The sequence below is a fragment of the Streptomyces sp. NPDC059917 genome (genome assembly GCF_042730635.1).
Lineage (GTDB): Bacteria > Actinomycetota > Actinomycetes > Streptomycetales > Streptomycetaceae > Streptomyces.
In genome coordinates this window covers 152536-179186 of sequence record NZ_JBHWLC010000005.1, presented here as the reverse complement: position 1 = coordinate 179186, position 26651 = coordinate 152536, and the positions used below count along the sequence as shown (strand labels likewise).

Sequence of the window (26651 nt, the reverse complement as noted above, 5' to 3'; positions counted from 1 at the left end):
GTCGGCGGCCGGGTCAGGGCGCGGCGGTCGCGAAGACTTCGGGGTTCGCGCAGTGGGCGAGGGCCTCGCCCCGGAGGTACCGGCCGACCTCGCCGGCCACGATGCGGGCCGCCTTGTGCGCGACCTGCCGGCTGCCGCCCGCGATGTGCGGGGTCATGACGATGCCGGGGGTGGTCAGCAGTCGGGAGCCGGCCGGGACGGGTTCGACGGGGAAGACGTCGAAGCCGGCGCCGGAGAGCTGCCCGGATTCGAGGGCGTCGCACACGGCCTCGTAGTCGAGCAGGGCGCCGCGGGCGCAGTTCACGAGGACGGCGCCGCGCGGCAGCTTCGCGATCTGGGCGGCGCCGATCATGCCGGTGGTCTCCGCGGTGACGCGGGCGTGCAGGGAGACGATCTTCGAGCGGGTCAACAGCGCGTCCAGCGTGACCAGTTCCGCGACACCGGCCACCGACTCGGGCTTCACGTACGGGTCGTGCACGAGGACCTCGGCGCCCATGGCCCGCAGCACCTTGGCGACGCGCGATCCGATGGCGCCGTAGCCGATGAGGCCGATCGTGCACCCCTCGATCTCGATCCCGCAGTTGTCGTAGTCGTAGTAGTCGCCGCGCCACACCCCGGCCCGCATGTCGGCGTGGGTGTCGCCCACGCCCCGGGCGGCGGCGAGCAGCAGGGTGAGGGTGTGCTCGGCGGTCGCTACGGCATTGCGGCCGGGTGCGTAGCAGACGGCGACGCCGTGCCGGGTGGCGGCTTCGAGGTCGGCGTTGACGGGTCCGCCCCGGCTGACGCACATCAGCTTGAGGTCGGGGCTGGCCGCGAGGATGCGCTCGGTCAGCGGCGCGAGCTGGGTGACGCAGACCTCGACGCCGCGCAGGGCCTCGATCATCTCCTCCTCCGTGCCGGAGGCCTCGATGGCCTCGGCGACCGGGCCGAAGGGAGTGTGCGGCCACGGCAGTTGGATCTCGGACACCTCGACGGCGGCGGGGGCGGCGGCCCGGACCACTTCCTCGGTCAGGAGGGCGGGGAGGACGAAGTGGTCGCCTGCGGCGAGAACCTTGGTGTTCATCGGTGGGTCCTTTCGGGAAGGGCACGGGCAGTGGTGGGCGGGCTGGGGGTCATGCGGGCTCGGGTGCCCCGGTCCGCGTCGGGGCGTTGAAGCGCAGCAGGGCCGGCCGGGCGCCCCCGGGGTCCCCGCAGAGGCGGACCTCGGTGGCGGTGGCGTTGTCGAGGACGGGGAACACCTGCCGGTACGCGCCCAGTTCGATGCCGAGCAGGTCGCACAGCAGGACCCGGAAGAGGGCGTTGTGCCCGACCACGAGCACCCTGCCGGCGGGGAGTTCGCGTGCCGTCTCCTCCAGGCAGGACCTGGCCCGGGCCGCCGCTGCGCGCGGGTCCTCGCCTCCGGGCAGGTGGTGGGCGACGGGATCGCGGAGGAAGGCGGCGTGTTCCCGGGGGAACCGGTCGCGCATCTCGTCCAGGCTCAGGCCCTCGCCCCGGCCGAAGTCGATCTCGTAGAGGCGCGCGTCCTCACGGGGTTCGATGCCCAGGACGCGGGCGGCGGGCGCGGCGGTCAGGCGGGCCCGGGACAGTGGCGAGTGCAGTACCGCGTCGAAGCGCTGCCCCCGGACCCAGTCGGCGAGGGCATCGGCCTGGCGGGCCCCGCGCTCGGTGAGCGCGACGTCGGCGCGCCCCGCGTAGCGGTTTCCCGCGTGCCACACGGTCTCCCCGTGGCGTACGAGCACGAAATCGGTCATCGGGCGGTCCTCTGCTTCGCGTGGTCGGCCACGGTCCGGTCGAGCCAGCCGCGCCGGACGAGCTCCTCGACGAAGGAGACGTAGACGGGGAGCCAGCGGGCGGTGCGGGCGGGGTCGGGCTCGATCTCCCGCTCGATGCGGACCATGGCGGCCGCCGCGTCCTGGAGGCGGACCCCCGAGGACGTGGCGGCGAGCACCGCCATGCCGAGCGCTCCCTCGGCGTGTTCGGGCAGGCGCACGGGTCGGCCCAGGACGTCGGCCCGGAGCCTGCTCCAGTACGCGTTGCGCGCGCCGCCGCCGGTGAGGGTGAGGGGGCCGTCGACCGGGGCGCCGAGGAGGTCGAGGTAGTCGAAGCAGAGGCGTTCGAGGCAGGCGACGCCGAGGAGCTGGGCGTGGAAGCGCTCGGCCTCGCCCGGTTCTTCCGAGGGGGCCGCCGTACGGTCCCCGGTGAGGAGGAAGCCGCGCGCGTCCGGTGCCCGGAAGGGGAAGCGTTCGCCGCCGCTGGAGACGAGGGGGTAGGCGACGGTGTCGCGGTCGAGCTCCGAGCCCTCCACGGTCAGCCGGTCGAGGTCGGCGCCCGGGAACTCGCGCGACAGGACCCCGGCTCCGCTGCCGGAGGCGCCGCCGGGCAGCCAGGTGTCGTCCGGACCCCGGTGGCAGTAGACGACGCCCTGCGGGTCGCGGACCAGGTGCGGGCTGGCCCCCTTGAAGACCAGGGTGGTGCCGAGGACGGAGTTCCATGCGCCGGGTGCGAGGGCTCCCGCGCCGATCTGCGCCGCGCAGCCGTCGGTCATCCCGGCGACGATCGGGGTCCCCTCGGGGATGCCGGTCACCTCGGCGGCCTCGGCGCACACGGACGCGATGACCGTGCCGGGGCGGACGACCTCGGGCAGCAGGGAGGCCGGGACGCCGAGTGCGGCGAACTCCGCCTCCGGCCAGCGGTCCTCCACGAGGTGGTAGCCGGTCTTCAGGGCGTGGCTGGCGTCACTGGCCGTCTGCCGTCCGGCCAGGCGCCAGGTGACGAGGTCGACCTGGTGGAGCAGCCGGGTGCCGGGAGCGAGCGCGGCCGGGTCGTGTTCCAGCAGCCACAGGAGTTTGGGCAGGGCCCAGGAGGGCTGCATGGAGCGGTAGCCGAGCTCCTTCCAGACCTCCTCCCCGACCCCGTTGGCCCGTACGGCCTGCGCACCGGCGCGCCCGTCGTCGTACATCAGGCCGGTGGTGAGCGGGGTGCCGTCGGGGCCGGTGAGGAGGATGGTGCCGGAGGTGCCGTCGATGGCGAGGCCGCGGACGCGGCGGGGGTCGATGTCGGCGAGCGCCTCGCGGCAGGCCCCCGCGAGGGCGCTCCACCACTGCTCGGGGTCCTGCTCGTGCCGGTCGCCCTCGCGCCGACTGGTCAGCGGGCGGGACGCGGCGGCCAGGACGTGTCCGGCGGAGTCCACGGCGAGGCAGCGCGCGGACTGGGTGCCGAGGTCGAGGCCGAGCCAGACCGCGTCCTGCGGCAGGAGGGCTGGGGCGGGGGCGCGGTCAGGCACGTACGGCTCCTCGGAGTGTCTCGGTGCGGGTCGGGCGGGTGGGGGCGAGGGGGCCGGTGGCGCAGGTCCAGCCGGCCTCGCGGACGAGGGAGCGCCAGGAGAGGAACTCCTCGGACCGGGCGGCGTAGAAGGCGGCGCGCTCGGCGTCCGGTTCCCAGCTGGACGTCATCCGGACGTAGCCGGAAGCGGCGCTGTGCATGGAGGATTCGGCTCCGGAGAGCACGAGACCGGTCAGGAAGGCGCCCTTGGCGCCGAGTTCGGTGTCGACCGAGCGGGCCGTGGGCACGCCCGTGACGTCGGCGATCAGCTGGCACCAGTCGTCGCTGTTGGCGCCGCCGCCGCACAACCTCAGCTCCGTGACGTTCGTACGGGAGGCCACCAGGGAGTCGCGCAGGACCAGGGAGAGTCCGTCGAGGACGGCGCGGGCCACGTCGGCGTTCGAGTGCTCCAGGGACAGCCCCCAGAACGCGCCGCGCGCGCCCGGATCGAGGAAGGGCGCCCGCTCGCCGGCGGGCGAGAGGTAGGGCAGGAAGCTGAGTCCGTGGGCACCGGGGACGGACTCGAAGGCGAGCCGGGTGAGGTCGGGCGGGCCGTCGAGCCCGAGCAGCTTCGACGCCCAGACGAGGACCTCGGCGCCGTTGAAGGTGGGGAAGGCGCGCAGTACGCGTTCACGGCCCCGGTAGGCGATGTTGATCCCGGAGGGCTCGCCGCTGGTGTCGATCTCCTTGCGGACGATCTCCGTGCAGAGGGTGGTGCCGAGGATGGTGCACGCCTGCCCCGGGTTGACCACGCCGACGCCGCGGGCGGTGGCCGCGATGTCGTACGGGGCCATGACCACGGGCAGTCCGGCCGGCAGGCCGAGCTGACCGGCGGCGCGCGGCGTGATCTCGGCGATCCGCTCCTCCTCGCCGAGGACGCGCGGCAGCAGCCGGCGGTGCGAGGAGAGGCCGAAGAGCTCCACGATCGTGTCGTCGTAGTCCCCGGTGGCGTGGTCGAGGAAGGGCGCGGAGGCGTCCGACTCGTCCATCGCGACGGTGCCGGTGAGGTTGAGGAAGAGCCAGCCGGCGGCGGTGAGGGAGGCCGTCGAACGGGCCAGCCGCTGGGGGTCGTGGGAACCGAGCCAGCTGAAGATGGCGTTCGGCATGCCGCTGCAGGTCAGCGAGCCGTTGCGACGGAAGGCCTCTTCGAGGAGCCCTTCGCTCTCCCAGGCGGTGAGGACGCTCCCGGCGCGGCCGTCGGACCACAGGATGGCGGGGCCGGTGGGGCGTCCCTGGTGGTCGACGAGCCAGGCGCCGTCGCCCTGCGCGGTGAAGGTGACGAGCCAGATGGGGTCGTCGATGTCGGAGAGGGCGTTGCGGACGGTGTAGACGACGGTGTTCCACACGGTGTCCATGTCCTGCTCGGCCCAGCCGGGATGTCGGCGCAGGACCTCGGTGCCGAGCCGGGAGACGGCCAGCTCGTTTCCCTGGTCGTCGAAGACGACCGACTTGATCATGGTGGTGCCGACGTCGATGGCGAGTACGGACATCGGGGGTCACCGTCCCTTCGCGGTAGGAGTCAGCGGCGTTCCGGTCGATCCGGAGGCCGGGTGGGGCGGGCTCGCGTCCGCGGTGCGCGGTGCGGTGGGCGCGGCGGGTGCCGCGTTGCCGCCGGTCGTCTTGATCACCAGCATCAGCAGGGCGCTGACGGCGTGGTAACCGGCGAAGATCCAGGTGACGCCGACGACGCCGAGCGGCCCGAGGAAGAGACTGACGGTGAGCGGGCCGAGGAAGGCGGAGGCGCCGGCGCCGAGGTTCAGCGCGGCCATGGCCTGGCCCTTGTGGCGCGGGGCGATCGACGTCATCAGCGCGGACAGGGGTACGTAGCCGGAGAGCGTGGCCCCGTAGAAGACGGCGACCAGCAGGCACACCGGGTAGACGGCGCCGACGGCGTCGGGCACGTGGAAGAGGACGAGCGCCGAGATGGTGCAGCCGACGCCGCCGCACCAGGCGACGGTGGTGCGCCAGCCGATGCGGTCGCCGATGACGCCGAAGGCCAGGTTGGTGACGATGTTGGTGCCGAACATGACGGCCACCAGGCGCAGCCACTGCTCGTTGCTCAGTCCGACCGTGTTCACGAACCAGACCGGCAGCATGACCATGAAGCCGAACTGCGAAGCGGTGTTGAACATGCGCACGACGGCGCCCGCCCCGACGCGCGGGTTGCGGTAGAGGATCGTCAGGGAGCCGACCAGGCCCGCCATCGGGCTTTCGTCGGCCGGGGCGAGGCGGGCGGAGCCGGTCTTCTCCTTGATGAGCAGCAGCGGCAGCAGACCGCCGACCGCGACGACGCCGAGTGCGATCCACAAGGTGGCGTACTCGCCGACGGCCGGGATGAGGAGGCTCGCGGAGAGGGAGCCCAGGGTCGGCAGGCCGGCCGAGAAGGCCGACCAGAACCAGCCCATGGCGCTGCCCATCTGGCGGGGCGGGGCGACCGCGGCGATCCAGACGAGGAAGGCGTAGGCGAAGAGGGGGAAGGCGAGGCCGCGCAGGGCGTACCCGAGGAGGAGGAGACCGTACTCCTTGGAGGGGATCGCGACCGTGAGGAAGAAGACGTGCGTGACGGCGAAGGTGATCAGGCCGCACCACATGACCTTGCGGGGGCCCCACAGGTCGGACAGGGCTCCGGAGAGCCAGGCTGCGACGGCGCCGGTGAGCCCGTACACGGTGAAGATCATCGCCACGTCGGAGGCGGCGATGCCGAGGCCCTCCAGGTAGGGCGAGAGGTATCCGGCCTCGATGCCGACGCCCGTCATGAAGACGACGAGGCCGAGGTAGCCGGAGGATATGGACCGCGGGATGCCCAGGCGGTCCAGGCGCGAGGTGGGCGGGCCCGCTCCGAGGTGCGGGGCGGGCTGGGGGGTCTTCGTCATTGATGTCCCCGATCGGCGTCGATGGAGTCGATGCGATGAAGTGGAGGGCGGCGAGGCCGTGGACGTGGCCCTGCGGACCGACGGCGATGGCGGTCCGGTGCGAGCGCGGTGGGTGTCCGGGGCGAGTGCGCTGCGAGTGCGGTGCGTGGTGACCCGGGCAGAACCGAGCTAACAATTCCGGCGAAACCAACGTCAACTTCCTGTGGACATCTCCCTCGAAGGGGGCCGTCTCCCGTGTGAGAAGGACTTAAGGCCTGCCGTCTGACCTGCGCGGATACCAGAGAATCGAGTGAAGAAGCAGAGAACATCACTCAGGGAGGGTGTGGATGGCACCGACCGCAGCTCCAGCCGAGGACGCCCCCGGTGGTCCCGTCGGAGCGGACCTCGCACCGGACCGGTGCGAGGTCCGCGAGGCGCGGCGCCGGCTCATCCGGGAGGGCGTCCTCGCGCAGGGGTTCGTCCGCTCCGCCGATCTCGCGGCCGAGCACGACGTCTCCTTGATGACCGTCCACCGCGATCTGGACCACTTGCAGGCCCAGGGCTGGCTGCGCAAGGTGCGCGGCGGGGCGACCAGCGAGTCGTCACCCCGCTTCCACGGCAGCGTCGCCGACCGTTCGCAGGCCATGGCGTCGACCAAGCGGCGCCTCGCGAGAGCGGCCGCCCAACTGCTCACGCCCGGTCAGACGGTGATGCTCGACGACAGCACGACGTGCGCGCGGATCACCCGGTACCTCGTGGAGTCGGCGCCCCTCACGGTGATCACGAACTCGCTCCCGGCGATGACGCGCCTGGCCAGGCAGCCCGGAGTCCAGCTGATCTCACTGGGCGGCACCTACTTCCCGGCGTACGAGGCGCACATGGGACCGCACACCGCCGACAGCGTCCGCGAGTACAGCGCGGGCATCGTCTTCATGTCGGCCACCGCCATCACCAAGGGGCGCCTCTACAACACCTCGCCCGAGACGGTCCACGTCAAGCGGGCGATGCTGGCGGCGGCGAAGTGCCGGGTGCTGGTCGCCGACCACACGAAGTTCCACCAGGAGGGCCTGTACGCGCTCGCCCCGCTCACGGACTTCGACTTCCTGGTGGTGGACGACGGACTCGGCGCGAAGGAGATCCGCGCCATCAGGGAGCGGGGCACGCAGGTGGTGGTCGTCGCCCGCCCCTGAGCGCCTACGGTCGCCCGAGCGGGGCCGTCACGCGGTGTCGGCCGTGGGGGTGCCGGGCGCGGTGTCGTAGACGATGAGTTGCTGGCCCGGGGCGGCGCGGACGTCGAAGGACTGGTAGGTCACGGTCAGGGGGCCGAGCGTCGGATGGTTCAGGTGCTTGGTGTCCTGGGTCTTGGTCAGGACGTCATGGGTGGTCCACAGGCGGGCGAAGTCCGGGCTGTGGGCGGTCAGGGTGCGGATGAGGGACCGCAGGCGCGGATCGTCCGGTGTGATGCCGCAGGTCTGCCGGAGGTGGGCCGCGGTGGACCGGGCCGTGGCGTGCCAGTCGGTGTAGAACCGCCGACCCGCCGGGTCGAGGAAGACCATGCGCGCCAGGTTGTCCGCCGGAGCGAACGGTGAATGCAGCTCCTCGGCGCGGTGGTTGGCCGCCAGGACGTCCAGGGCGGGGTTGATGACGAACGCCGGAGCGTCCGAGAAGCCGTCCAGGAGTCGGCGCAGGGCCGGGCCGATCCGGTCGGTGGCCGACCGGCCGACCGGGGGCGCACCGGCCAGCCGGTACAGGTGGGCGCGGGTGTCGGGAGCCAGGTGCAGGGCCCGCCCGAGGGCGTCGAGGACTTGGGGCGAGGGATTTCGCTCGCGTCCCTGCTCCAGCCGGGCGTAGTAGTCCGCGTTCATCCCGGCCAGGTCGGCGACCTCTTCGCGGCGCAGCCCGGCGACCCTGCGCGTGCCGTGGCTCGCCACGCCGACGTCCTGCGGCCCCAGGGCCGCCCGGCGCGCGCGGAGGAACTCGCCGAGGAGATTGCCGGTCACCGTCATGGCCACAGGCTAAGGGGTGGGGGAGGCACGCTGCCTGGGTGTGGTGCGTCCTGGTTGGCCGGCTCCCGCTCGCACAGGATCGGTCGGGCGGAGCCATCCGCCGCGAACGAGCAGCGAGGAACGAGGAGTGGGACAGGCATGAGCACCGAAGCCAAGGTCGTGGCCGTCACCGGCGCCAGCAGCGGGATCGGGGAGGCGACGGCCCGGCGGCTCGCCGCCGACGGGCACCGGCTGTTCCTGGGCGCCCGGCGCACCGATCGGCTCGAAGCACTGGGCCGGGAGATCCGCGCGGCGGGCGGCACCGCGCACTTCCAGCGGCTGGACGTCACCGACGCCGCCGACGTACGGGCCTTCGTGGCCGCGGCCGAAGAGCGTTACGGCCGGGTGGACGTGATGGTCAACAACGCCGGGGTGATGCCGCTCTCGCCGTTGGAGGCGCTGAGGGTCGACGAGTGGGACCGGATGATCGACGTGAACGTGCGGGGTGTGCTGCACGGGATCGCCGCCGCCCTCCCGGTGATGCGCGCCCGGGGCGGCGGGCACTTCGTGAACGTCGCTTCCGTCGGCGCCTACGAGGTGTCACCCACCGCCGCCGTCTACTGCGCCACCAAGTTCGCCGTCCGAGCCATATCCGAAGGGCTGCGCCAGGAGTCGGACGGCTCCGTCCGGGTCACCCTGGTCTCTCCGGGCGTGACCGAGTCCGAGCTGGCCGACGGGATCTCCGATCCTGCCGCGAGGGAGGTCATGAAGGCCTATCGCGCCGTGGCGCTGCCCGCCTCCGCCGTCGCCGATGCCATCGCCCACGCCGTCGCCCAACCGGCCGGGGTCGACCTCAACGAGATCGTCGTACGTCCGGCCGCGAGCGCCCGGTGAGCGCGGCGAAGGACGCGGACCTGCTCGGACGACTGCGGGTCCTGGAGGACAAGGAGGCGCTGCGGCGGCTCATGATCCGCGGTTGGCGGGCACTGGACCGCAAGGACTGGCGGACCTGGAGCGAGTGCTGGGCCGAGGACGCGGTGCTGGAGTTCGGGCCGTGGGGAGAGATCCACGGGAGGGAGGCGGTCCGGGCGAAGGTGGCGGAGGCGGAGGCCCACTTCCCGAGCATGCAGCACCACATCCTGAACATGGACTTCCAAGTGGAGGGGGACGGGGCGACGGGCATCGGGTACATGTGGTTCGTCGCCGTCACGGGGAGCGGCCCCGGCTCCTCGCCCTACTCGATGGGCGGCCCGTACGACTGGGACTTCCGTCGGGGGCCCGAGGGCGACTGGCTCCTGGTCCGCCAGCGGCTCGGCGTCTGGTGGACCTCCGGCGACGAGACGCCGGACGGCCTCGGCTAGGGAACCCCAGACGGGGGAGGGACACCGGCGCCGGGGCCCGTCACCGCAGGCCGGAGACCTGGAAGACCCGCTGGGCCGTCTCGCGGTCGATGCGCTCGGCCAACTCGTGCAGGGCGGTCGCGCCGCACAGCAGCGTGCCGCGCGAGAGGGAGGCGCGGGTGTCCGCGTCCAGACGGCGCCACAGCGCCGGATTGCGGACGAGGACGGTCGGGTCGATCTCGACCCGGCTTCCTTCCGTGTCCCGCAGGACCATCCGCTGGGACACCCCGTCGGACCACCGGACCGCGACGAGGGAGTCGGTACGGACGCTCCGCTCCAGCAGCAGCCCGCGGGCGGTCAGCAGACCGGGTCGCGTGGAGACGCGCGGCGGCAGCAGGATCACGAAGAGGAGCACGGCCAGGCCGGTCCAGACAACGCCGCGGATCACGTCGAGCCGACCGAAGCCCGCGTCCAGCGCGAACAGGGCGGTGCCGAACAGCAGGGCGGCGCCGATCGCCGAGCGCCTCTCCCCGGCCCAGTGGATGTCCCGTGACAGCGGCCCGGGAGACCCCGCGTGTCCGGCCCGTGCGCCGCTCGCGGGCCGGGTGGTACGTCGTTCCATGCGGCTGACGCTACGGCGGGCGGGGCCGTCGGCAGCGACCCCTGACGGACCGTTGACGCCGTGGCGACGACATCTTGACGGGTGGGGGAGGCCGTCAAGGTCCTAGGTGGATGACGCACCGCGCGCAGCAGCCGGCAGCGCCGCCGCGAGACGACGCCGATCGCCGCGCCGCCCGTATGGCACGCAGGTTCCGAAGGGACGTCGCGGAGGTTCAAGTACCCGCCGTCCCGGGCTTTTTAGGATTCGACGGCAGAAGGGAAACCCGGGCCGCTCCCGGACGGGGACGCTCTGCCGCGGCCGCCCGGCCCGCACCCTCATCACCCCTCCCCAGACAGGAGCACCACCATGCCCGGAACGCTTCACGCCACCGCGGCCGTGACCTGCGACGCCGACCTGCTCGACCACACCGCGACCGCCGTGCGCACCGCCGGCCTGGCGCTGCGCGAGCGCTTCGGCGCCGTGGTCCGCTACGGGACCCGCGAGGAGCTGATGCGTGCGCTCGCCGTCAACGACACCACGGCCCTCGACATCCTGCGCCCCCGCCTCACGAGCCTGCGCCCGCAGGCCGGTTGGGTGGAGGACGAGCTGGACGGCGGGGCGCTGCCGCCCGGCGAGTGGTGGGTCGTCGACCCCGCCGAAGGCAACGTCAACCACCTGCACGCGCTGCCGGAGTGGGCGGTGACCGCCACCCTCGTACGGGAGAACCAGCCGGTGCTCACGGTGGTCCACCTGCCGTTGACCGGCGAGACCTACACCGCCCGCACCGGCGCGGGCGCCCACCTCGACGGCCGACCGCTGCGCGTCTCCGGGACCGAGGACCTCGCCCTGGGCATCGTGGCCACCAGTCAGGCCCGGCCGGACGAGGACGAGGAGGTCGTCCGGCGCGTCGGCTCCTCGATCACCGCGATGCTCTTCGACGCGCTCGTGGTCCGCACCTCCGTGCCCGCGACCCTGCACCTCGCGAACGTGGCCGCCGGCCGGATCGACGCCTTCTGGCAGTTCGCGGGCGCACGGGCGGACCTGCTGCCCGGAGCGCTGCTCGTCACCGAGGCCGGCGGACGGATCTCCGACGCCGCGGGCCGCCCCTGGACCCCGCGGAGCGAGAGCTTCCTGGCGGCCGCGCCCGGCGTCCACGCCGCAGCCGTCGCCACGCTCTCCCGCTGACCCCGCACACCACGACCCGCATGACCCGCACCCACGCAAGGACCACATCACCATGAGCACGAACACGACCACGATCGCAGTTCTCGGAAACGGCCGCGTCGGCGGCAACCTGGCCGCGGCCCTCACCCGGGCCGGGCACGAAGTGACCGTCGCGGACCGCGCGCCGGGGGCCGCCGCCGAGGCTGCCCGGACGGCCCGGATCGTCATCAACGCCACCCCGGGCGCCGGCTCCCTGGAACGTCTCGCCGCCCTGCGCGAAGAACTGCGCGGCAAGATCCTCATCGACGTCTCCAACGCCACCACCGACGGACCGGACGGGCTGCCCGCCGACCTCGTCTACCCCGGCTCCAGCCTCGCCGAGCAGCTCCAGGAAGCGCTCCCCGCGACGCACGTCGTCAAGACGCTCAACACCATGCTCTTCCCGGTGATGACCGCCCCGGCCACGCTCACCGAGTCGCCGACCGCCTTCCTCTCCGGCGAGGACGCGGAGGCGAAGCGGACCGTGCGAGAGCTGCTCGTCGACCTGGGTTGGCGCAAGGAGTGGATCACCGACCTCGGCGGGATCCGGACCGCCCGCGCCACGGAGGCCGCCATCCTCTTCGTGCCCCACGTGATCCGGGCCACCGGATTCACCCCCTTCGCGGTCTCGATCGCCCGCTGACCGGCGGGCGGCCTCCGTGGCCGCGCGGCGGCCCCGGTCCGACCCCGTAGCTGTCACAACGGCCCACCTCGCCGCAACGCGAGCCGTCTATAGGAAGATTGGTGCGGTACCCACACGGGTCACGGCGCCGTCCCGCGGAGCACGCTCTCCGCGGGACGGCGCCGAACCATTGAACGACGAGGGGATCGGACCGGGATGCACGGCAGTGGAGCGGAGGTCGGCGGCGCGCGCGGGCTGTTCGCGGTGGACTCGACCGCCCCGGGCTCCGCACCGCGGGGGCTCGACGCCTTCCGGCGCGGGTGGGAGACGCAGGTCGGCGACGACGTCTTCCAACTGCCGGCCTTCAGCCCGGACACGGTCGGTGACTTCCGGGTCAAGGGCAACGTGGCCAAGGTGCACGGCGCGGCGATCGCCGATCTGCACGCCGCGTCGGCGACCCGGACCGCGGAGGTCCCGGGCGGCGATCAGGACCTGATGGCCATGTACGTCGTGCGGAGCGGCTCGTGGACCCTGGGCGGACCGCCCGGTCACGGCGATCGGACCGTGTCGGCCGGGCAGTTCCTCCTGCGGCACCTCGGGAGCCTGACCGCCTTCGAGACCTCGGCCCACCTCACGGCGAAGTTCCTCGTCCTGCCCTCCAGCGAGCTCAAACCCCTGCTCGGGAACCGGGCCGTCACCGGACCGGCGGACTCGGCCGAGATGCGCCTGCTGAGTGCTCTCACGGACATGATCCACGCCACCGTGGCCGGGCTCGGCCCGGCCGGTGTGGTAGCCGCCCAAAACACCCTGGTCGAGCTGACCAAGGCGGTGGCGAAGGGCCAATTCGACGACGTGGAACCCCGGTTGGCTCCCGCGCTCACCCGGGCGGCCAAGGACCTCGCGGACCGTCGGCTCGCCGATCCCGAACTCTCTCCGGCCCTCCTCGCGCGTGAACTCAACGTCTCCGTACGTACGTTGCACCGGGCGTTCGCCGCGGTGGGCGAGCAGGTGAGCACCTACATCCGCCACCGGCGACTGCACGAGGCCCGGCTCACCCTCGTATCGCCGTCGGGGCGGCTGAGCGTCTCCGAGCTGGCCGCACACTGGCAGTTCGCGGACGGCAGCCACTTCACCCGGGCCTTCAAGAAGCACTACGGACAGACTCCCACCGAGTACGCCCGCTCCGCCCGCCCGACCGGAGCGGCCCCGCCGACCGGTCGGTGAGCGGGGGACCGGGCCGGGCGCCGAGCCGGAGTTCGCGGGTTCGGGCTCGTCCCGTGGGGCGGTCCTGTGGGGTCAACGCCTGGTCCTGGACGGCCGGCAGACTCCCGAGCAGGCCGCGACCTGGTGCGCGCGCGTCCCCGCCTTCGCCCGGGCACCCCGCGAGGCCGTCGTGGTCCTGGCCGAGGCGGACGCCCGGTCCTGGGAGGCCTGGCGGGACTACGCAACGACCGGCCTGGAACGTGCGGTGGCCGCCGCCCGGGCCTGGGCCGACTACCGGCAGACGCTCTAGGACGCTCCCCGCCCGGGGACGGCGGCCCGGGCCGCTTCCGGCTCCGGCGCGGGGTCGGCGTCCCCGCACAGGCTCGCGAGCAGGCGCAGCCCGTCCGCGGTCGGGGTGCCGGGGGCCGCGGACATCACCAGCAGTTCCGTGCCCGTCGCGTCCGGCAGCGCGAAGTTCTCCTGGTGCAGTTCCAGCAGTCCGACCAGCGGGTGCCGGTACGCCTTGCGCCCGTGCGTGCGGGCGCGCACGTCCGCGCGGGCCCAGAGGTGGCGGAAGCGCTCGCTGCCCATCGCCAGCTCGCCGATGAGCGAGGCCAGGCGGGGGTCCTCGGGGTAGGTCCCGGCCGCCAGGCGCAGGTGCCCGACCACGTCGAGCGTGCAGTGGTCCCACTCCGCGTAGAGGCCGCGCTCGGCCTCCTCCAGGAACACGTGCCGGGCGATGTTCAGGCCGGGCATCGGTCGGCCGAACAGGAGCCGGGCGAGCCGGTTCCCGGCGAGCGCGTCCAGCCGGTGGTTCATGATCAGCGCGGGTGCGTCGGAGACCAGGTCCAGGACGCGCAGCAGCTCCGGCCGCAGCCGGCCGCTCGGCGTCTTGGGTCGCCGGCGGGGCTGCCGGGCGAGCCGGTCGAGGTGTCCGCGTTCGGTCTCGTCCAGACCGAGGACCCGGGCGAGCGCGTCGAGGACCTGATCCGAAGGCTGCGTCGCGCGACCCTGCTCCAGGCGCACGTAGTAGTCGACGCTCACCCCGGACAGGTGCGCGACCTCTTCGCGGCGCAGCCCGGCGACCCGGCGCCGATTGTCGACGGGGATGCCGACGGCGGCCGGGGCGACTCGGGAGCGCCGCGTGCGCAGGAAACCTGCAAGATCGTCCATGCCCCCAGTATGGCTCCGCCCCAGCGGGTGAAGGTGGCCCTGCCAATACCAGGAAGTCCGGTCCGACGGAAGGCGCGCCCCTGAACGCCGGGCGCCGCGGCGGCCAGGATCGAGGGCATCCGAACCCTTCCCGAGGAGCCTTTCGTGAAGACCCTGATCGTCCACGCCCACCCCGAGCGCCAGTCGCTCAACAGCTCGCTGAAGGACCTGGCGGTGTCCACGCTGGAGGCAGCGGGGCACGAGGTGCGGGTGAGCGACCTGTACGCGATGAACTGGAAGGCGGTCGTGGACGCCGAGGACTACGGCCCCCACGCCTCGGATCCCTTGAAGGTCGCCCTGGACTCGGGCCGGGCGTTCGAGGCCGGGACGCTCACCCCGGACGTCCTGGCCGAGCAGGAGAAGCTGCTGTGGGCGGACACGATCGTCTTCCAGTTCCCGCTGTGGTGGTACTCGATGCCCGCGATCCTCAAGGGGTGGGTGGACCGGGTGTTCACCTACCGCTTCGCCTACGGGGTGGGGGAGCACAGCGCCACCCGGTACGGCGAGCGCTTCGGCGAGGGCACCCTCGCCGGCAAGCGGGCCCTGCTGTCCGTGACCACGGGCGGGCCGCAGTCGCACTACGGGCCCCGCGGGATCAACGGCCCCATCGACGACCTGCTGTTCCCGATCCAGCACGGCATCCTCTACTACCCGGGCATCGAGGTGCTGCCGCCGTTCGTGCTGTACGGCACCGACCGGATGACCGCCGAGGAGTACCCGGACGTGGCCAAGGCCTGGGAGGAGCGCCTGCTCACCCTGGAGTCGACCGAGCCGATCGCCTTCCGGCGGCAGAACTTCGGTGACTACGAGATCCCCTCGCTGCACCTGAAGGAGGGGCTGGAGCCCACCGGCCGTACGGGCTTCGGGCTGCACGTGCGCGGCTGACGCGGGGGCGCCCCCTCCGTGCCACGGAGGGGGCGCCCGTCATCGTCGGGGTACGGGTCAGTTGACGTTGACTCCGGACCAGGCGGCGGCGACGGCCTTGTACTCGGCGGAGGTCGTGCCGTACAGGTCTCCCGCGGCGCTGAGCGTGGCGGTGCGGGCGCCCTTGTAGTTGGTGGTGGACGTCATGTGCACGGTGAGCGCGCGGTACCAGATCTTGAGGGCCTTGTCCCGGCCGATGCCGGTGAGCGCGACGCCGTTGGACGTGGGGCTGTTGTAGGAGACGCCGTTGATGGTCTTGGCGCCGCTGCCCTCGGCGAGCAGGTAGAAGAAGTGGTTGGCGACGCCCGAGGAGTAGTGGACGTCGAGGTTGCCGACACCGGAGGACCAGGAGTCGGCGGAGCCGCCGTCCTTGGAGGGCTTGTCCATGTAGCGCAGCGGCGTCCCGTTGCCGTTGAGGTCGATCAGTTCGCCGATGAGGTAGTCGCCCTTGTCGGAGGCGAGGTTGGCGTAGAACTCCACGCCGGTGCCGAAGATGTCGGAGGTGGCCTCGTTCAGGCCGCCCGACTCGCCGGAGTAGTTCAGACCGGCGGTGTTGGAGGTGACGCCGTGGCTCATCTCATGGCCGGAGACGTCCAGTTCGGTGAGCGGGTGGGTGTTGCTCGCACCGTCGCCGTAGGTCATGCAGAAGCAGTCGTCGTCCCAGAAGGCGTTGACGTAGTTGCGGCCGTAGTGGACCCGGCTGAAGGCGCCGACGCCGTCGTTGCGTATGCCGCTGCGGCCGAAGGTGTTCTTGTAGAAGTCCCAGGTGACCGCGGCGCCGTACTGGGCGTCGACCGCCGCGGACTGGCCGTTGGACACGGTCCCGGTGCCCCAGGCGTTGTCGGCGTCGGTGTACAGGGTGCCGTTGCCCGAGGTCTTGTTGGCGAGGTTGGTGGTGTACTGGCCGCCGCGCGTGGCGTCCTTCAACTGGTAGGTGGAACCGCTCTTGTTGGTGGTGAGCGGCACCGATCCGACGAAGACGCCCTTACCGCTGCCGGTGGCGTTGGCCGTCTGGATGCTCTCGTGGGTGGAGAGCACCGCGCCGCTCTCCCCGTCGGTGACGACGCGCTGGCGGCTGGGGGTGCCGTCGGCGCGCACGCCCTCGACGACGGTCTCGTACGCCAGGCGCGGGGTGCCGCTGGCGGCCCAGACCACGAGGCGCGGGGTGCCGGCCCGACCGACCGAGGAGAGGGCGGGCTCGTCGGCGTCCTTGGCGATGCCGACGGTGGCCTGCACGGCTCCGGAGGCCTTCGTGGCGGCCTGGTCCGCGGAGAGCTTCGGCGAGAGGGAAGCGGGGGCGATCGGAGCCTGCACCGCCTTGTCGGCCGACTTCACGGCCCCCTTGGCGTCCTGGTGGACCACGAGGTCGCCGCCGAGGACGGGCATCCCGTTGTAGGTGCGCTCGTAGCGGACGTGGCGGCTGCCGTCCGCGTCGGTGACGACGTCCTTGGCGACGAGCTTCTCCGTGCTGCCGAGGCCCAGCGTGCGGGCCGCGGCGGGCGCGTCGGCCGTGGCGCGGGCGAGATCGGCGGCGCGCTGCTGTGCGGGGCCGGAGGCGGGAGCGGGGGTGGGAGCGGCCTGTGCCGCACCGGAGCTGACCTGGATGGCACCGGCGAGCAGGGCCGAGGCGGAGAGTACGGCTCCGACAGTGAGCTTTCGCTTCACGTGATGTTCCTTCCGATCCAACCGCGTGTGCGCGGTCGCACCTCGTTCCGGGGCACTTGGGTGAGTGCTCGCAGGGGGCGGAACGGGTGCTGCGGCTCCGCACGGACAGCCGTGCCCGTCGGGGTGGGGATCGACTGGGCGCGCCGTACGAAGCTGTCGGAAGCATGACAATCGACGTGGTCGAATGCACAGAGCGCCAAGGGAATTGGCGTACGCCCGCCAGAATTGACGCTCCGTCAATAACTGAGGCCCCGTCAGTCGAGATGCGCATTTCGACCGAACGGGACCTCAGGAGCGTGGTTACTGCAAGTATTTCGGGGTGCGATTCGGTGGATGGGCGGCACCTCTGACAAACCGGGCACGGTTACGGGTGCGTTACCGCGGTGTGTCCTGCCGCGGGGCGCGGGGTGAACGTGGCGGGTAAGTGCCACCCCGGTCAGTGGTGGCGATGCCCGGCGGGCGGGCCGGCGCCGGATCGGCACCCCTCACGGGCGGGGGCGGGCCCCCGGGCCGAGCGTGGCGGTGACGTCCCCGGGGGAGAGGGCGGTGTGCTCCGCGGAGCACTGGACGGCGACCCGCACCGGGGAGCCGCAGTCGGTGTGCCGCACCTCCATGACGGGACCTTCGGGGCCGAGCGCGTGCGCTTCGCCCCACTGGCTCAGCGCCACCAGGACGGGCCACAGGTCCCAGCCCTTGCGGGTCAGGCGGTACTCGTTGCGGGAGCGGCTGCCCGGCTCCTGGTAGGGGCTGGTCTTCAGGACGCCCGCGGAAGTCAGCTTGCGCAGGCGGTCGCTGAGGACGGCCTCCGACAGGCCGATGTGGCGGTGGAAGTCGTCGAAGCGGCGGACGCCGCCCACGGCGTCGCGCAGGATCAGCAGCGTCCACTTCTCCCCGACCACGTCGAGCGCCCGCTGGACGGGACAGTTCTCCGTGCTCGCCTCAAGCCACTCCATCCCGCCATCGTAGGCGCCTGGCTGCGTCATTGACAGTCAGGTGGCGTCGGGTCTAGCTTCATCCACAAAAGTCAGATACGAGGGAAGGCGCTGCGCCGTGGGGCGGACACGTACGTACGGCTGGGAGGATCCGGAGGTCCCGGCGCGGGCCGCGGGAGCCATGGCCGGACTGGAATTCCTGCGCGAGGTGCAGGCGGGGCGACTGCCCGGGGCGCCCCTCGGCCAGACCCTCGACTTCGCCCTGGACGAGGTGGAACACGGCCGGGCGGTCTTCTCCCTGCTGCCGGGGGAGGAGCACTACAACCCGATCGGGAGCATGCACGGGGGAGTCTTCGCCACGCTGCTCGACTCGGCGGCGGGCTGCGCCGTCCAGTCCACCCTGCCCCTCGGGATGGCCTACACCTCGCTCGACCTGACGGTGAAGTTCCTGCGTCCGGTCACGGTGGAGACGGGCCGGGTGCGCGCCGTCGGCACGGTGATCAGCGCCGGGCGCCGCACCGCCCTCGCCCAGGCCCAGCTGTTCGACGCGAACGACCGCCTGCTCGCCCACGCCACCAGCAGCTGCATGCTCTTTCCGCTGACCGGCTGACCGGCTGACCGAACTGGCGGCCCCCGGGCGCGCCCCCAGGCCCCCCGGCCCCCTCGGCCCGGGCGGTGGGCGATCCTATTGCCTGTTCGATCTTCTTCAGGAGCGGATCAGGCATCCGCGAAACCGGCCGGGGGCAAGGGATGACGGAGCAGGCGACGGTTGCGATAGAGCGCATGGACGGAGCAGCCGCGGCGAAGGCCGCGGGGGCCCTGGGGCTGATCTACGCCGAGGTGTTCGCGGAACCGCCGTACAACGAGAGCGCGGACGACGCCGTAGCGGCCGTGCGGCGGCTCTCCGCGCAGCTGCACCGGGCGACCTTCCGCGCCGCCTTGGCGCGCACGCGGGACGGGGACCCGGTCGGCATGGCCTACGGCTGGTCGGTCCCCCCGGACACGGGGTGGTGGGACGAACTGATCGTGCCGGTGTCCGCCGAGACGCGACGCGAGGACGGGCACCGGACCTTCGGGCTGATGGAACTCGCCGTACGCGCACCGTGGCGGGGGAGGGGCGTCGCGCGCCGCCTCCACGAGGCGCTGCTCGAAGGCAACGCGGCCGAGCGCGTGTTGCTGAACGTGCAGCCGGGCAGCACCGCCGCGGTGGCCGCGTACCGGGCCTGGGGGTACCGCACGATCGGCGAGGCCGCACCGACGGAGGTCGGCGGGAACCCCCGCGAGGTGATGGTGCTCGACCTGCGCGGCTGAGGCTCGCCGAGGGGCCCGAAGGGCCCTGGGCGGGCAGCCCCACGGCCGACGTTCTGTGAGGCAGGTCACCGGAACCGGGAGCCCCCGGCGGACAAGGCAGTTCGTGAACTACTCATCGCACGACCGGATACGCGCCGGGGACCCCGAGGCGTTCAGGGAACTCTTCCGCGACCACGCCCCCCTGGTGCACCGGCACGCCGTCCGCGTGACGGGCGATCGGGCCCTCGCCGAGGACGTCGTCTCGCTGACCTTCCTGGAGGCCTGGCGGCTGCGCGAGCGGCTCCTCGACCACGAGGCCGGCCCGCGCCCGTGGTTGATGGGCATCGCGGTCAACGTGCTGCGCAACACCGGACGCGCCGCGCGCCGCCACCAGGCCGCCCTCGGTCGCCTGCCGGTCCGCGACACCGTCCCGGACTTCGCCGACGAACTCGTCGGACGCATGGCCGACGCCGACCAACTCGCCGCGGCGAAGCGGGCGCTGAAGAGGCTGCGGCGCACCGAGCGCGAGGTGTTCACCCTGTGCGTCTGGTCCGGCCTGGGCTACGCCGAGGCCGCCGCCGCCCTGGGCGTCCCCGTCGGCACCGTACGCTCACGCCTCTCGCGTGCCCGTGCGCGGCTGCGCAAACTCGCCGGACAGGAACTGACGGAGAACCGGGAACCGCTTCCGCGCCCCGGACAAGTACGGGGTGGCCGCACTGCCGCGGCCCGGTCGTACGAGTCGCACGAGGAGACGTACGGATGACCCGCAAGTTCTGGAAGCGGACCGAGCCCATGGCCCCCACCGGGTCGGACCGCTCGGGGCCGGACCGCGCGGAGCTCGCCCGGCTGTTGCCGGCCCCGTCGGCCCCCGAGATGACGCCCGACCGCCGGCTGCTGTTCGAGGAGCACCTGTTGAACGAGATCCACATGTCCGCGCCCCTGCCCACGACGACGAGGCGGCCGGTCCGGCGCGCCCTGTTCATCGGCGTTCCGGTCACCGCCGTCGCGCTCGGCACCGTCTTCACCGTGAGCGCGCTGACCAGCGGCGGCACCACCGAACCGGCCGCCGTCGAGGCGCCCGTCGTGGCGATCGAGGCCGGCAGCACGGTCCAACTCGTCTCGACCGCACAGCAGATCGCCGCTGCCGCCACCGCGCAGCGGACCCCGGAGCCGGGGCCCGGCCAGTTCATCTACATCAAGAGCACGGTCTCCTGGCTGTCCACCTCGCTCAACGGCGCCACCAACGAGTCCAAGACGTGGGTCCAGCCGCTGCACCAGCGCGAGGTCTGGCACACCCCGGACGCGAGCAGGGGCTGGCTCGACGAGCCCGGCTACCAGGCCAAGGGCGGCATCGGCCTCGGGGCGAACAACCCCCACTCCAAGCCCAAGAACGGCAAGGACATCCCGGGCGACGAACCCCGCCTGTCGTACGACTGGCTCAAGGCCCAACCGGCCGACCCGCAGGCCCTGCTGAAGACGATCTACGCGAAGCTCAGCGGCCCGCGCGACCGGGACCAGCAGGCGTTCGAGGAGATCCAGGAGATCATCAACGAGCAGCTCGTCCCGGCGCCGACGGCCGCCGCCCTCTACCGCGCCGCCGCACAGGTCCCGGGCGTGGTCCTGGTCCAGAACTCCCAGGACGCCGTCGGCCGCGGCGGGCTCGCCCTGGCCCGCCTGGACGAGAAGACCGGAGAGCGCACCGAGTTGGTCTTCGACCGCACGACCTTCGCCTACCTGGGCAGCCGCGGCGTCCAGGTCAAGGAGTTCGGCGGCATCAAGCCCGGCACGGTCGTCGAACGCACCGCCGTCCTGGAGCGGGCCGTCGTCAACGCCGAGAAGGAACGCCCGGCGAAGGGCGGGACCGTCTGAGCGGAGTGCGCACGATGCGCCGCGGCGCCCGCCGTCAGGGCGCCGCGGCCGCGTCCCGCTACCCTTCCGTGCGGTGGGCCCCGATGGTCCGTTCGATCCAACGGGCGTAGGCGGGCGCGCTGGAGTAGAGGCCGGGGCCCTGCGAGCACGCGACGTTCGGGGCGCCGGGTCCCGAGGTGACGCCGATCAGCTCCCAGCGGCCGCCGCGCCCCCGCTGGACCTGCGGTCCTCCGGAGTCCCCGAAGCACGCCATGGCATGCGGCACGGTGGTGATCGTGCACAGCCGGGTCCGGTCCGCGTACCCGGGCGCGCATGCGGACTCGGCGCCCCTGCGGGTGTTCAGCTCCCGCAGCCGATCCGGGAACAGGAACTCGGTGTCGGACGTGGTGCCGAAGCCCAGGATCCGGGTCGGCGTGCCCGGCTTCCCCGGCCGTTCGGCTATCTTGATCGGCTTCGCGGAGACCGGTCGGTCCAGGCGGATGAGCGCCACGTCGTCCTTGTTGGCGGCCTTGTTGTCGCCGTTCAGATAGCCGGGGTGGACGAAGGTCCGGTCGATCTTGCGGACGGTGCCGCCGGATGTGCGGTGGTCGCTGCCGAGGCGCACGATGCCCTCCAGTTCGAGGCCGTCGCCCTGTACGCAGTGGGCCGCGGTCAGGACCCACTGCTCGTCGATCAAAGACGCCCCGCAGTTCCCGTCGAGCAGTCCGTGCTTCGGGGCCGACATCGGCACGCTCGCCATGAAGGGATAGCTCTCGCTGGATCGCGACCCGTTGACGATGGCACCGGCGCTGCCGGCCGTGACGGTGGCGCAGGCCACGGCGGCGAGACCACCGACCACGACGGCGCGAGCGGTGGCGGTACGGGCGCTGCGGCGGCGGCGCGGCGGCTTGAAGCTGAACACAGAGGCTTCCCTTGTTTCGCTCGGTCGATCTGTACGCGTTCAGCCTCGTTTCTCCTCGTCCGCCGGACCATCGGGGCAGCGGGCCGGCCGATGGTGGGGCCAGCACCCCCTCCGTACGGGGGAAACGCCCGGGACGCGCGGCGGCGTTCGCCGCGGCGCCGTCGTGAACGGACCGGCGGGCCTCCTCCGTCGCGTCCCACGCGTCCCAGACGGTCTCAGGCGGCGGTGCGGGTCATGTGCGCGAGGTGTCGCTCCAGGGTGACGGCCACGCCGTCCTCGTCGTTGCCGGCGGTGATCTCGTCGGCGACCGCCTTGAGGCTGGCGTGGGCGTTGGCCATGGCGACCGAGCGCCCCGCCCAGGCGAACATCGGGAGGTCGTTGGGCATGTCGCCGAAGGCGATGGTGCCCTGCGCCGTGGCGCCCAGCGCCTCCGCGGCCAGCGCCAGCCCGCTCGCCTTCGACAGGCCGAGGGGGAGCAACTCGACGCAGGTCGGGCCCGCCATGACCACGGTGACGAGCTCGCCGACCGCCTCGTGGGCGGCTTCGGTGAGCTCGTCGTCCGTCAGGTGCGGGTGCTGGATCTGGACCTTCCCGATCGGCCGGTCCCACAACCGGGCCGCGTCGCGGACCCGCTCGATCCCGGCGCCGCCCATCGGCGGGAGCGGGAACCCGGGGCTCACGAGGATGGGGTCGGCGAGCTCCAGGGGCATCACCGCCACCGACAGCGGACCGGTGTGGGCTTCGATCCGGGCCAGCACGTGCGCCGCGAGCGCGCGATCGAGCGGTATCGACGATACGAGGGTGTCGCGTCCGGCGTCGTAGAGCTGCCCGCCCTGGCCGCAGACGGCGAGGCCCCGGTAGCCGATCGCGGCCAGCGTGGGCCTGGTCCACTGGGCGACCCGCCCGGTCACCACGACGTGCCGGGCACCCGCGGCGACGGCTGCGGCGAGGGCGTCCGTGGTGCGCGCGGAGACGGTGTGGTCGCTGCGCACGAGGGTGCCGTCGAGGTCGGTGGCGATCAGTTCGTACGGGAAGGGGGCCATGGATCGGATCTCCTGGGTGGGGCGGGGGAGGGCGGTGGCGGACGGGCGGGTCGAACGGGCGGGGTTCAGAGGGCGCCGTTGTCCTTGATGAGCCGCTGGTACCAGAAGAAGCTGTCCTTGCGGATGCGGCGGAGCTCCTTGAGGTCGAACTCGTCCCGGTCGACGTGGACGAACCCGTAGCGCTTGCGCACGCCCTGGTGGGTGGAGACGAGGTCCATGGCCGACCAGGGGTGGTAGCCGATGACGTCCACGCCGTCCGCGACGGCCAGGCGCATCTGCTCGACGTGTTCGGAGAGGTAGGCGATCCGGTAGTCGTCGTGGACCCGGCCCTCCTCGATCGTGTCGTAGCCGCCCAGCCCGTTCTCCGTGACCATGATCGGCAGGCGGTAGCGGTCGTGGACGTCGCGCAGCGTCGTACGGAAGCCGACCGGGTCGATCTCCCAGCCGAACTCGGTCCGGGGCAGGTGCGGGTTGCTCACGGCGCGGAAGACGCCGGCCTCGCCGACCGCGAGCTGCTGGTCGCCGCCCTCGAAGGCGACCGTACCGTCGTCGAGGGGCGCGGCGACGGTGGCGCTCGTGTAGTAGTTCAGCGCCAGGTAGTCCGCGCGCCCGGCCGCGAGGGTCTGCGCGTCCCCGTCCGCGAATTCCGGTGCGATGCCGCGCTCGGTCATCCAGGCCCAGGCGGTGGGGTTGTAGGTGCCGTGCGCCGCCATGTCGAGGTAGAGCCAGTTGCGGATGGCGTTGTAGTCGGAGGCGGCCAGGACGTCCTCGGGCCTGCTGCTGGCCGGGTAGACGACGGAGATGTTGGGCGCGGGGCCGATCTTCGCGGACGGCAGCATGTCGTGGCACAGCTTCGTGACGCGCGCCTGCGCCACCATCATGTGGTGGTTCTGCTGGTACAGCTCGCGCTGGGGGTCGTCCGAGGTCGTCGCGCTGGTGCCGATCGCGGCGCCGTGCAGGATCATCATGTTCTGCTCGTTGATGGTCAGCCAGTGCTTGACCTTGCTGCCGTACTCCGTGAAGAGGACCTCGCAGTAGCGCCCGAAGGCGTCGATGGTCGAGCGGGAGGTCCAACCCCCCTTGTCCTGCAGGGCCTGCGGCAGGTCGAAGTGGTACACGGTGACGACCGGCTCGATGCCGTGCGCGAGGAGGGCGTCGAAGAGGCGGTGGTAGAAGGCGATGCCCTCCGTGTTCACCTGGCCGTCGCCGTCCGGGACGATCCGGGTCCAGGCGATGGAGAGCCGGTAGGCCTTCAGGCCCAGCTCGGCGAAGAGCCGCACGTCCTCCTCGAAGCGGTGGTAGTGGTCGGAGGCGACCTTGAAGTCGGTCGTTCCTTCGGGGTAGTTGCCGCGGGCGTCCTGTACGGAGGGGCCCTTGCCGTCCGTGTCCCAAGCGCCCTCGACCTGGTAGGCGGAGGTCGCGGCGCCCCAGAGGAAGTCGGGACGGAAGGCGGCGGGTGTCGTGTGCTCCATGGGTGGGTCTCCTTGGGGAGGGGAGGGGAGGGGAGGGGAGGGGAGGGTGGATCGGGTGCGCGTTGCGGGCTCAGCCGGTCGTGGTGAGCGCGCGTTCCGGGATCAGGGACAGCAGCGTCGCGTCGAGCGCGACCTCGCGCTCCTCGGTGGTGCGGACGGCGCCGGCGGCGGCCGGGTCGAGGACGATCACCATCGTGGTGGTGTCGTAGCCGGCCGCTTCCACCGCGGCCAGGTCGACCTCGCAGAGGGGGTCGCCGAGCCGCACGCGGTCGCCCCGCCGGACCGTGGTGGTGAAGTGCCGGCCGTCCAGGCGGACCGTGTCGATGCCGATGTGGACGAGGACTTCGACCCCCTCGGGGGAGCGGATCCCGTAGGCGTGGGGCAGGACGCTCAGGACGGTGCCGTCGATCGGGCAGTGGACCGTGCCGGAGCTGGGGACGACGGCCGCGCCGTCGCCGAGTGCGCCGGCGGCGAAGGCCGGGTCCGCCACGTCGGCCAGCGGGACGACCCTGCCCCGCACCGGGGCGGCGACCTCGAAGGCCGCGCCCGAGGGTCGCCCGGCGTCGTCGTCGGCGCCCGCGGGCCCGACGGCGGAGGCGTCCTGCGGTTCGTCGGGCACGTCCTGCGCCTCGTCGCAGACGTCCTTGAAGCCCAGCGCCATGGTGAGGCCGAAGGAGAGGGCGATGGCCCCGCCGATGCCGATCAACTGGAGGGTGAAGCTGCCGACTTCGAGATAGGCGGAGAGCGAGAGCAGGCCCGGCATGATGTACGCCGTCGAGGCCGAGCCGCCCGCCGAGGCGATGCCGCCGCCGACCGCGCCCGCGACGCAGGCGTAGACGAAGGGCTTCTTCAGGCGCAGGTTGACGCCGTAGACGGCCGGTTCCGTGATGCCGGCGAGGAAGCTGCTGACCGCCGCCGGACCGGCGAGCTTCTTGAGGCCCTTGTCGCGGGTGCGCAGCATTACGGCGAGCACCGCGGCCCCCTGCGCCGCCGATGCGGCGATCAGCGGACCGTAGAGCAGCGAATGACCCTGTACCGCCAGGTCGTTGGCCATCATCGGGACCAGGCCCCAGTGGATGCCGAAGACGACCATGATCTGCCAGGTGCCGCCCAGGACGGCTCCGGCGATGGCCGGGCTGAGGCCGAAGAGCCAGCCGATGATGCCCGAGGCTCCCTGACCGGCCCAGTCCGAGGCGGGGCCGATGGTGAGCAGGGTCAGCGGGACCATCACGGCGATCGTCAGCATCGGGGTGATGAAGTTGCGGATGCTGGAGGGCAGCGCCTTGTCGAGGCCGCGCTCCACGAAGCCCTGCACGTACACCGCGAGGATCACCGGGATGACCGAGGAGGCGTACGCGACCATCACCATCGGGACGCCGAAGAAGGAGACGGGGTCACCCGCCTCGTTCAGGGCGGCGATCGACGGATAGACCAGCGATCCCGCGACGGCCATGGCGGTCCACTGGTTGGCGCCGAAGCGCTTCGCGGCCGTCACCGCCAGCAGGACGGGCAGGAAGTAGAAGACCCCGTCGCCGGCGGCGTTCAGGACGGTGAACTCCTGTGAGGACTCGGCGACCAGGCCGAGCTTGGTGACCAGCACGATCGTGGCCTTGAGCAGGCCCGCACCGGCCAGCGTCCACAGGAACGGCGTGAAGATGCTGGAGATGACGTCGACGAGCCGGGTCAGTGGATTGCCCCGGGAACGTGGAGCCGCGGGGTCGGGGCCGCTCGCGCGGGGCGCGTCCCCGCCGAGCCGGGAGATCCCGGTGATCGCGGCATGTGCCCGCGCCACGTCGTTGCCGATGACCACCTGGAACTGGCCGCCGCTCTCGACGACCGTGAGGACACCGGGAGCCGATTCCACGGCTGCTCTGTCCACCTTGGCGGGGTCCCGCAGGACGAAGCGGAGCCGTGTGGCGCAGTGCGCCAGGGACTCCACATTGCCTTCTCCGCCGACACCTTCGAGGACGGCCGGGGCCGTCTTTCCGTAATCCACGATGGGTTCTCCCTGCATCGCGTCGTACCGGACTCGGAACGTCTTCGGTCCGAGTCCCCTCAGTCTTGACCAGGTCAAGGGAAGGCAAAGGAGGCCGAAGGTCCCGAGAGCGACCACCGATGTTCCCTACGTCGTTCCCCTTCCGGCGCCCCGTGCGGGACCACGGGCGGACGGAGTGCGGGACGGGCCACGGTCGTTCGGGCGGCAGCTCCCTACGACC

At 72.4% G+C, this 26651-nt stretch carries 25 protein-coding genes; 11 read left to right on the top strand and 14 right to left on the bottom strand.

Features of this window, described 5'->3' with window-relative positions; translation table 11 throughout:
- Positions 1-13 precede the first annotated feature (13 nt).
- From ACFWAR_RS05130 to ACFWAR_RS05110, 5 genes are read right to left on the bottom strand one after another with little or no spacing between them, the layout of a single operon-like run.
- Positions 14-1063 carry a 2-hydroxyacid dehydrogenase gene (locus tag ACFWAR_RS05130; RefSeq protein ID WP_385773197.1) on the bottom strand — a complete coding sequence of 350 codons (1050 nt, stop codon included), beginning with the start codon at positions 1061-1063 and terminating at the stop codon, positions 14-16.
- Between the two features lie 49 nt (positions 1064-1112).
- The gene (locus ACFWAR_RS05125; RefSeq protein ID WP_385773195.1) at positions 1113-1751 is read right to left on the bottom strand and encodes a histidine phosphatase family protein; all 639 of its coding nucleotides are present in this window, start codon (positions 1749-1751) and stop codon (positions 1113-1115) included.
- On the bottom strand, positions 1748-3283 hold the full coding sequence (locus tag ACFWAR_RS05120) for an FGGY-family carbohydrate kinase (protein WP_385773193.1): 1536 nt from the start codon (positions 3281-3283) through the stop codon (positions 1748-1750). Before ACFWAR_RS05120 ends, ACFWAR_RS05125 begins: the two co-directional genes overlap by 4 nt.
- Positions 3276-4811, bottom strand: coding sequence for an FGGY family carbohydrate kinase (locus ACFWAR_RS05115; RefSeq protein ID WP_385773191.1), 1536 nt, complete (start codon positions 4809-4811; stop codon positions 3276-3278). Before ACFWAR_RS05115 ends, ACFWAR_RS05120 begins: the two co-directional genes overlap by 8 nt.
- Positions 4812-4817: 6 nt before the next feature.
- Positions 4818-6194: an MFS transporter gene (locus ACFWAR_RS05110; protein WP_385773189.1), complete on the bottom strand. Its 1377-nt coding sequence runs from the start codon at positions 6192-6194 to the stop codon at positions 4818-4820.
- 326 nt (positions 6195-6520) lie between these two features.
- On the opposite strand from ACFWAR_RS05110, the gene ACFWAR_RS05105 reads away from it, so the two are divergent.
- Positions 6521-7363 carry a DeoR/GlpR family DNA-binding transcription regulator gene (locus tag ACFWAR_RS05105; RefSeq protein WP_385773187.1) on the top strand — a complete coding sequence of 281 codons (843 nt, stop codon included), beginning with the start codon at positions 6521-6523 and terminating at the stop codon, positions 7361-7363.
- Positions 7364-7390: 27 nt separating this feature from the next.
- Here the strand turns inward: ACFWAR_RS05105 and ACFWAR_RS05100 are convergent, their stop codons facing one another.
- Entirely contained in the window at positions 7391-8173 is a 783-nt protein-coding gene (locus tag ACFWAR_RS05100) for a helix-turn-helix transcriptional regulator (RefSeq protein ID WP_385773252.1), read from the bottom strand.
- A 144-nt stretch (positions 8174-8317) separates the two neighbouring features.
- Here ACFWAR_RS05100 and ACFWAR_RS05095 point away from each other — a divergent pair, with 144 nt between their 5' ends.
- A complete protein-coding gene (locus ACFWAR_RS05095; RefSeq protein WP_385773185.1) occupies positions 8318-9052 on the top strand; it encodes an SDR family oxidoreductase in 735 nt (244 codons plus the stop codon).
- Positions 9049-9519, top strand: coding sequence for a nuclear transport factor 2 family protein (locus ACFWAR_RS05090; protein WP_385773183.1), 471 nt, complete (start codon positions 9049-9051; stop codon positions 9517-9519). The genes ACFWAR_RS05095 and ACFWAR_RS05090 overlap by 4 nt, the downstream gene beginning before the upstream one ends.
- A gap of 40 nt (positions 9520-9559) precedes the next feature.
- Here the strand turns inward: ACFWAR_RS05090 and ACFWAR_RS05085 are convergent, their stop codons facing one another.
- Positions 9560-10120: a hypothetical protein gene (locus ACFWAR_RS05085; protein ID WP_385773181.1), complete on the bottom strand. Its 561-nt coding sequence runs from the start codon at positions 10118-10120 to the stop codon at positions 9560-9562.
- A gap of 345 nt (positions 10121-10465) precedes the next feature.
- Here ACFWAR_RS05085 and ACFWAR_RS05080 point away from each other — a divergent pair, with 345 nt between their 5' ends.
- From ACFWAR_RS05080 to ACFWAR_RS05070, 3 genes are all read left to right on the top strand, one after another.
- A complete protein-coding gene (locus ACFWAR_RS05080; RefSeq protein ID WP_385773179.1) occupies positions 10466-11284 on the top strand; it encodes a 3'(2'),5'-bisphosphate nucleotidase CysQ in 819 nt (272 codons plus the stop codon).
- 52 nt (positions 11285-11336) lie between these two features.
- Positions 11337-11945 carry an NADPH-dependent F420 reductase gene (locus ACFWAR_RS05075; protein ID WP_385773177.1) on the top strand — a complete coding sequence of 203 codons (609 nt, stop codon included), beginning with the start codon at positions 11337-11339 and terminating at the stop codon, positions 11943-11945.
- A gap of 195 nt (positions 11946-12140) precedes the next feature.
- Positions 12141-13148, top strand: a complete 1008-nt coding sequence (locus ACFWAR_RS05070; protein ID WP_385773175.1) for a helix-turn-helix domain-containing protein — start codon at positions 12141-12143, stop codon at positions 13146-13148.
- 285 nt (positions 13149-13433) lie between these two features.
- Here ACFWAR_RS05070 and ACFWAR_RS05065 read toward each other — a convergent pair whose 3' ends face one another.
- Positions 13434-14300 (bottom strand): helix-turn-helix transcriptional regulator, encoded by an 867-nt coding sequence (locus ACFWAR_RS05065; protein ID WP_385773173.1) that lies wholly within the window; start codon positions 14298-14300, stop codon positions 13434-13436.
- 144 nt (positions 14301-14444) lie between these two features.
- Between ACFWAR_RS05065 and ACFWAR_RS05060 the strand changes: the two genes are divergently transcribed.
- Entirely contained in the window at positions 14445-15224 is a 780-nt protein-coding gene (locus tag ACFWAR_RS05060; RefSeq protein ID WP_385773171.1) for an NAD(P)H-dependent oxidoreductase, read from the top strand.
- Between the two features lie 57 nt (positions 15225-15281).
- On the opposite strand, the gene ACFWAR_RS05055 is transcribed toward ACFWAR_RS05060, so the two are convergent.
- Positions 15282-16928 carry a M4 family metallopeptidase gene (locus ACFWAR_RS05055; RefSeq protein WP_385773169.1) on the bottom strand — a complete coding sequence of 549 codons (1647 nt, stop codon included), beginning with the start codon at positions 16926-16928 and terminating at the stop codon, positions 15282-15284.
- Positions 16929-17413: 485 nt separating this feature from the next.
- Positions 17414-17881, bottom strand: a complete 468-nt coding sequence (locus tag ACFWAR_RS05050; RefSeq protein ID WP_385773167.1) for a winged helix-turn-helix transcriptional regulator — start codon at positions 17879-17881, stop codon at positions 17414-17416.
- Positions 17882-17978: 97 nt separating this feature from the next.
- Between ACFWAR_RS05050 and ACFWAR_RS05045 the strand changes: the two genes are divergently transcribed.
- From ACFWAR_RS05045 to ACFWAR_RS05030, 4 genes are all read left to right on the top strand, one after another.
- Complete coding sequence (locus ACFWAR_RS05045; protein ID WP_385773165.1) at positions 17979-18470, top strand: PaaI family thioesterase; 492 nt, start codon at positions 17979-17981, stop codon at positions 18468-18470.
- Between the two features lie 173 nt (positions 18471-18643).
- Positions 18644-19171, top strand: coding sequence for a GNAT family N-acetyltransferase (locus ACFWAR_RS05040; protein ID WP_385773163.1), 528 nt, complete (start codon positions 18644-18646; stop codon positions 19169-19171).
- Between the two features lie 103 nt (positions 19172-19274).
- The gene (locus ACFWAR_RS05035; RefSeq protein ID WP_385773161.1) at positions 19275-19913 is read left to right on the top strand and encodes an RNA polymerase sigma factor; all 639 of its coding nucleotides are present in this window, start codon (positions 19275-19277) and stop codon (positions 19911-19913) included.
- Positions 19910-21019, top strand: a complete 1110-nt coding sequence (locus ACFWAR_RS05030; protein ID WP_385773159.1) for a CU044_5270 family protein — start codon at positions 19910-19912, stop codon at positions 21017-21019. The genes ACFWAR_RS05035 and ACFWAR_RS05030 overlap by 4 nt, the downstream gene beginning before the upstream one ends.
- A gap of 58 nt (positions 21020-21077) precedes the next feature.
- On the opposite strand, the gene ACFWAR_RS05025 is transcribed toward ACFWAR_RS05030, so the two are convergent.
- From ACFWAR_RS05025 to ACFWAR_RS05010, 4 genes are all read right to left on the bottom strand, one after another.
- Positions 21078-21920, bottom strand: a complete 843-nt coding sequence (locus ACFWAR_RS05025) for a S1 family peptidase (RefSeq protein WP_385773157.1) — start codon at positions 21918-21920, stop codon at positions 21078-21080.
- A gap of 215 nt (positions 21921-22135) precedes the next feature.
- Positions 22136-22963: an HAD family hydrolase gene (locus ACFWAR_RS05020; protein ID WP_385773155.1), complete on the bottom strand. Its 828-nt coding sequence runs from the start codon at positions 22961-22963 to the stop codon at positions 22136-22138.
- Positions 22964-23028: 65 nt separating this feature from the next.
- A complete protein-coding gene (locus tag ACFWAR_RS05015) occupies positions 23029-24435 on the bottom strand; it encodes a glycoside hydrolase family 1 protein (protein WP_385773153.1) in 1407 nt (468 codons plus the stop codon).
- A 70-nt stretch (positions 24436-24505) separates the two neighbouring features.
- Positions 24506-26431 (bottom strand): beta-glucoside-specific PTS transporter subunit IIABC, encoded by a 1926-nt coding sequence (locus ACFWAR_RS05010; protein ID WP_385773151.1) that lies wholly within the window; start codon positions 26429-26431, stop codon positions 24506-24508.
- Between the last annotated feature and the right edge of the window lie 220 nt (positions 26432-26651).